This is a genomic window from Mycobacterium sp. E2462, assembly GCF_001672685.1.
Classification (GTDB): Bacteria; Actinomycetota; Actinomycetes; order Mycobacteriales; family Mycobacteriaceae; genus Mycobacterium.
Genome location: NZ_LZKC01000268.1, coordinates 1 through 1,236, shown reverse-complemented (window position 1 = coordinate 1,236; position 1,236 = coordinate 1). Strand labels below are relative to the sequence as shown.

Annotated in this window: 1 protein-coding gene and 1 pseudogene; one reads left to right on the top strand and one right to left on the bottom strand. The window is 73.1% G+C overall.

Annotated features, from left to right (window positions below; all coding sequences use genetic code 11):
• Nucleotides 1-130: 130 nt before the first annotated feature.
• Nucleotides 131-400: a lipid II flippase MurJ gene (locus A5714_RS25380; protein WP_369829441.1), complete on the top strand. Its 270-nt coding sequence runs from the start codon at nucleotides 131-133 to the stop codon at nucleotides 398-400.
• On the opposite strand, the pseudogene A5714_RS13315 reads toward A5714_RS25380, so the two are convergent.
• Nucleotides 337-1,182: pseudogene (locus A5714_RS13315) on the bottom strand (lipid II flippase MurJ); the annotation flags it as partial. The gene A5714_RS25380 and the pseudogene A5714_RS13315 sit on opposite strands and share 64 nt — an antisense overlap.
• Nucleotides 1,183-1,236 lie beyond the last annotated feature (54 nt).

Below are 1,236 nucleotides of genomic sequence, written 5' to 3'. Positions count from 1 at the left end.
CATCCACCGGCGACCAGCCGGCCCCGGCGCTCCCTCGCCCCCCAGCGGCCCCCTGCCGCCCGTACCCGCCGGCATCGACCGGCGCCGCCCCGAGCTGTCCGACTCCGCCTTGGTGTCGCGCTCGTGGGCGATGGCGTTCGCCACCCTGATCAGCCGGCTCACCGGCTTCGCCCGCATCGTGCTGCTCGCCGCCATGCTGGGCGCCGCGCTGTCCAGCTCGTTCTCGGTGGCCAACCAGCTGCCCAACCTGGTGGCCGCGCTGGTGCTGGAGGCCACCTTCACGGCGATCTTCGTGCCCGTCCTGGCCCGCGCCGAGCAGGGCGATCCCGACGGCGGCGCGGCGTTCGTGCGGCGCCTGGTGACGCTGACGACCAGGCCGAGCTGGCTGATCAGGACGTAGAGCACCATCGCGGCGGCCATGGTGCCGAACCGTTTGAGGCGCTGGTCGATGCCCCACAGCGGGCGCAGGCTGACGTGCTGGCGGCGCAGCGCAATTAGCAGCACCGCGGTCTGGGCGAAGACGCCGAGGGTGGTGCCCAGGGCCAGCACGAGCAGCTTGGTGTTGCCCATCCGCACCGGGTCCACGGACAGCTCGCCCGGTACCAACGCGTACACCGCCAGGGTGCCGAGCGCGACAACGTTGTTGACGACCGGCGCCCAGGCCGTCGGCCCAAACACGTTGCGGGTGTTCAGGATTGCCATGAACACCGACGTGAGGCCGTAGGCGAGCACCTGCGGCAGCAGTAGGTAGGCGAAGGCGACGGTCAGCGGCTCGTTGACCTGTGGGACGCGGCCCAGCATCAGCCGCACCAGCAGCGGCGCGGCCAGCACCGACAGGGCGGTGGCGACTATCAGCAGGGCGGTCGTCAGCGTCACCAGGCGCCGCACGAACGCCGCGCCGCCGTCGGGATCGCCCTGCTCGGCGCGGGCCAGGACGGGCACGAAGATCGCCGTGAAGGTGGCCTCCAGCACCAGCGCGGCCACCAGGTTGGGCAGCTGGTTGGCCACCGAGAACGAGCTGGACAGCGCGGCGCCCAGCATGGCGGCGAGCAGCACGATGCGGGCGAAGCCGGTGAGCCGGCTGATCAGGGTGGCGAACGCCATCGCCCACGAGCGCGACACCAAGGCGGAGTCGGACAGCTCGGGGCGGCGCCGGTCGATGCCGGCGGGTACGGGCGGCAGGGGGCCGGTGGGCGGCGAGAGCGAGTGCCGGGGCCGGCTGGTCGCCGGCGCCGG